This window comes from Endozoicomonas sp. ALE010 (assembly GCF_049310165.1).
Classification (GTDB): domain Bacteria; phylum Pseudomonadota; class Gammaproteobacteria; order Pseudomonadales; family Endozoicomonadaceae; genus Endozoicomonas.
The window spans coordinates 1-4,419 of the sequence record NZ_JBLYNV010000136.1 but is presented as its reverse complement, the minus strand read 5'-3'; the positions used below and the strand labels follow the sequence as shown (position 1 = coordinate 4,419).

The following is a 4,419-nucleotide window of genomic DNA, read 5'->3' as shown; positions in this document are numbered from 1 at the left end:
GATTATGACCCGTGCACGAAGTTCTTTGATCGACCCAGGTTCCACGCCTTATTATCACTGTATAGCTTGATGCGTACGCAGGGCGTATTTGGGCTATGTTTGTTTTAAAGGTTGATAGGTCTAAACTGTCGTGATCCCCTGCAATGGGAGGCTACGTTATGAAGCCCCAACAGTTTCAAGATCTTCTTAATGCTGTGCCGTTATTAAGCAGCCAGCAGCGAAATACTCTTATCAATGCTCTATCAGAGCAAAATTCTCCTTCCAATATTGCAAAGTCTATTGAGGATAGTTTTGTACGGGCTCCGAAATGCCCTCATTGTGGATCGGAAGCCCTTCAGCGCTGGGGGAAAAGGAACAAACGCCAACGATTTCGGTGCAAGGTTTGCCGAAAAACACTGAACGCTTTTTCCAAAACACCCTTGGCCCGTTTAAGACGCCCTGAAGCATGGCCGAAATATCTTGAGGGAATGACCCACTCTTTAACGCTTCGCCCGGCTGCCAAGCAATGCGGAGTTTCGTTAAATACATCATTCCGTTGGCGACATCGTTTTTTACAGGTCATTGAGCATGATCAGGCACCAGAACTCAGTGGTATTGCCGAACTCGATGAAACTTTTTTTCGCGAATCTTTTAAAGGTCAAAAAAAAGGCCTGCCAAGACCCGTGAGGAAACGAGGTAGTGATAAGAAGACAGACTGTCGAAAAATACCAGTCATGGTAGCTAGAGACCGAGGAAGTCAGACGGTTGATGGTGTATTGAAAAATGAGAGCGCAGATGAACTCTGGTGCCATTTAAGTGGCCGGATAAATATTGAAACTGTCGTATGTGCCGATGCCAGTCTTGCACATGAAAAGCTTGCGAGAGCGTTAGGATTTACTTTTAAGGAGCTGGTGTCATCCTCTGGAATACGGGTGATAGAAGGTGTTTTTCACTTACAGCATGTGAATGCATACCACAGCCACCTGAAGCAGTGGATTACAGGGATTTTTCACGGAGTTGCCACAAAATATCTATCACACTATCTGGGGTGGAGAAGGGCTTTAACTGGCATCAATGCTCTAACATCTGATCGACTGGGCAACAAAATTTTAGAATTTCTTCACTTCAACCCTTAAGCGCAACATAGCTGCGTATTTGTGTGGTAACGGGCAAAAACTACGAGCATCGTCGGCGGTGGGTTGTAGATAAGCTCAGGGAACTGGTTTCAATCTTTTCTATAGAAGTCTGCGCCTACGCTGTTATGTCTAATCACTACCATGTGGTTTTGCATATCAATGAGAAACCTGCCAGAGAGTGGACAAGAGATGAAATTTTGAGTCGATGGTCAAGGCTTTTCACAGGGCCGCTTCTGGTTCAGAGGTATCTTGCTGCTGACCAGCTGAGTCATTCGGAACAGACTCGTGTGGACGAATTTGCTGAAGAATATCGAAATCGTTTAACGAATATTCAGCTGGTTCATGCGTTGCCTGAACGAATATCTTGCCCGTGAGGTTAACCAGGAAGATGGCTGCAAAGGTCGCTTCTGGGAAGGGCGGTTTAAAAGTCAGGCGTTGTTAGATGAGGCAGCATTGTTAACCTGCATGGCCTATGTTGACCTGAATCCGCTCCGTGCCGAAATGTCGGAAACTCCAGAAGGATCAGACTACATGACGATTCAGGAACGAATTGAAAATTTGGCAGGTTCTGAGACCCGAAAGAAGCCAATCACCCTTATGCCTTTTAGATCACAGGGGCAAAATCCGGCTAAGGCGTTGCCTTATATACTTCACGATTATCTTGAGCTGGTTGACTGGAGTGGGCGTGCAGTCCGATCCGATAAGAAAAGTTCAATCCGATCAGATATCCCACCCATTCTGAGCCGACTGGAAATTGATTCAAATGAATGGCTCAAAACCATGAGATGGAATAACCGCTTCTATCGGACAGCCTCCTAGAAGCCATGAAAACTTTTGCTCGGGAAATGGGGCAGCAATGGGTACAGGGGTTGTTTACCTGTAGTCGTTTATTTCATAGCGTAAGCTGATTGTCCGACTTTTCCGTTGTTATTTGTTGCTCCTGTCATCTGGGGAGCTCTGTTATTTCTAACTTTTCCCCGATTCGTTTGTTGTTTATTGTGATAAACAATTAATATCCTCATTTGAGTGGCTGTCAGGGCTTAATGGACTGCTGGGCTCGCGGCTTTTGGGCGGTATTTATTAGGGGTTATTTTATATGGATGTCCTATTTTTTCCTTCACCAGATGAAACCCGGGAATACCAGTATGAAAAGGGGAATCGTCTGACCGGTTATGGAGCAACAGAGCTGGCGCTGGACAGAGCGGGTAATTTAAGAACATCAGCGCCGAAACAGGCAGCCACCTCTGTTGCAAGCTACCAGTATGATGACCAGAACCGGCCAGCGGTCTATCTGGCCAATAACCGGTTACAGGCTGCTTATCATTACAATGCTCAAGGCCAGCGTACGGATAAGGTGTTACCGGACAGACATTTCCGATATCGCTATCATGCTACTGGCCAGCTGTTGGCAGAAACACAATATAGCAGGGATGATAACGACAATTTAAAGCTTAACCCGATTCATTAAGTCTGGTTCGGTGATAAACCTGTGGCTCAGCTGGTGACAACGGATGACCGGGTTCGGGTTACTTACCTTCACCCTGATCACCTGAATACCCCAAGGCTGGCAACGGATGAAAATCAGACCATTGTCTGGCGCTGGCAAAGTGATGCTTTTGGGCTGGGACAAGCAGAAGAAGATCCGGATGAGGATGGCAAACCAACCGTCGTCAACCTGAGGTTCCCGGGGCAGTATTTCGATCAGGAAAATGGTCTTCATTATAACTTCCATCGTTACTATGATCCGGAAACCGGGAGGTATACCCAGAGTGATCCTATTGGGTTGATGGGGGGGATGAATACATACTCATATGCATATGAGAATCCTGTTAAATTTACTGATCCTCTTGGCCTAGCAGTATACTTAACATATCACGAGGTTCGAGTTGGTGGTGGCAATGGTTTACCTACAGGCAGGTACCATCTCGCTGTGCTGGCAGTACCCGATGATCAGCAATGGGCTGCAAATTTGGCTAGTAAAAATGGCAGGTTTCTTAAGGGGGATGCGAATGCTGATTTGGCTGCAAACAAGTACTATACAACATTTAGTGCCGGCCCTGATTTTAATGGTTTACCACCAGGTAAGCTAGAAAGTACTCCGAATAGAGCGGGTGATGAACCATGGAATAATGTTCTCTATTCTGTAATAAACCCGCCAGTAATTTCTGAAAATCTGAGTTGTAGCCCAATGAGCGATAGTGAATTTATCAATCGTTTATTAGCAGTAGAGTCGGGGTTTCAATCAACTCTGGATTACGACTTTTTTCCGAGTATGGATGAAGATGGCTATAACTCTAACTCCTTCGCTATTGGGTTGTTAAATGCAGCAGGTGTTGAGATTAGTATTAATTCTCCTGATTTTCCTGGCGCACAAAAGCCAGTTCCTGATGAGTTTTTTGGAGTGCCAGAATGATTGCTTTTAAAATATTTCGGAACTTATTGATTGGGCTGCTACTGTTGATAAGCCCGGTGCTTATTGGCTATTTATTGAATAGTTTAAATATTCAACCCATGGGCTTTGCTTTGTATGCTATATACCCACAATTGATTATCGCACCATACATCATGTATTTTTCTGTGGGGAGCAGCTTAGCTTTATGGTTAAGTGCTTTTCACTGGGTTTTTGTCTTCTTTTTCTGCCACTTTTTTTTTAGAAAGTATCCTATATCCAATTATGCTGTTTTTACTTTATTCATGATTATTTTTTCTGCGTTGCTTCTTCACATAATTATGTATTTATCTGGATTTAAACTGAATGTTGACTCAGTTTAAGAAAATGACAGAAAGGCTATGAAAAAGAAAACACATGCTCAAATGGGAAGTGAAGATGTTTTTTAAGTTAATGGTTTGTTTTTCGCTATTAATAGTTGGGTTCTCATTATTTTTCTTTGGGGTAAGATATGGTGAAACAAAATTATTTAAACAAGGCGCTGTTGAACTTGTTCAGGATATAACCGTTCAAAGCTCTCCAAACACGCTTGGGTCTATACCTAAGCTAAGGAAACGACTTTTTATGCATTAAAGAGAATGCCTGAGATAACGGTATACGCTGTATTTGTCAGTGTAAAAGAGAAAAATATATTTAAAGAAAAAAAATTGATAAAAAGAATGTTGTTGACCCTATTTCTGGTTACATTGAGTAGCCTACGTTGAGTCGTGGGAAAACTTGGACAAACACCCGCCATCTGGAGCTCAGACTACCTGGCCAATAGTAACCGACTGCAATCTTATGGCAGCACCCAGGTCTTGCTCAGTGGGTCAGGCAGTACCCTGGTCGAAACCTCAGCGGCCAGGGATCGAAGGC

At 43.9% G+C, this 4,419-nt stretch carries 4 protein-coding genes; all 4 read left to right on the top strand.

The window, feature by feature from the left end; genetic code table 11:
* Positions 1–158: 158 nt before the first annotated feature.
* The 4 genes from ACO6UY_RS24030 (at position 159) to ACO6UY_RS24015 (ending at position 3,528) form a co-directional block, all read left to right on the top strand.
* Positions 159–1,115: an IS1595 family transposase gene (locus tag ACO6UY_RS24030; RefSeq protein WP_422491561.1), complete on the top strand. Its 957-nt coding sequence runs from the start codon at positions 159–161 to the stop codon at positions 1,113–1,115.
* Between the two features lie 342 nt (positions 1,116–1,457).
* The gene (locus ACO6UY_RS24025; RefSeq protein ID WP_422491559.1) at positions 1,458–1,934 is read left to right on the top strand and encodes a transposase; all 477 of its coding nucleotides are present in this window, start codon (positions 1,458–1,460) and stop codon (positions 1,932–1,934) included.
* Between the two features lie 277 nt (positions 1,935–2,211).
* On the top strand, positions 2,212–2,583 hold the full coding sequence (locus ACO6UY_RS24020) for a hypothetical protein (RefSeq protein ID WP_422491557.1): 372 nt from the start codon (positions 2,212–2,214) through the stop codon (positions 2,581–2,583).
* A 21-nt stretch (positions 2,584–2,604) separates the two neighbouring features.
* Positions 2,605–3,528 carry an RHS repeat domain-containing protein gene (locus ACO6UY_RS24015; RefSeq protein WP_422491555.1) on the top strand — a complete coding sequence of 308 codons (924 nt, stop codon included), beginning with the start codon at positions 2,605–2,607 and terminating at the stop codon, positions 3,526–3,528.
* Positions 3,529–4,419: the final 891 nt, after the last annotated feature.

Excerpts from the sequence above, each read along its gene's own strand:
- ACO6UY_RS24025 (WP_422491559.1), top strand. The coding sequence starts at position 1,458 with ATGCGTTGCCTGAACGAATATCTTGCCCGTGAGGTTAACCAGGAAGAT.
- ACO6UY_RS24020 (WP_422491557.1), top strand. The coding sequence starts at position 2,212 with ATGGATGTCCTATTTTTTCCTTCACCAGATGAAACCCGGGAATACCAG.
- ACO6UY_RS24030 (WP_422491561.1), top strand. The coding sequence starts at position 159 with ATGAAGCCCCAACAGTTTCAAGATCTTCTTAATGCTGTGCCGTTATTA.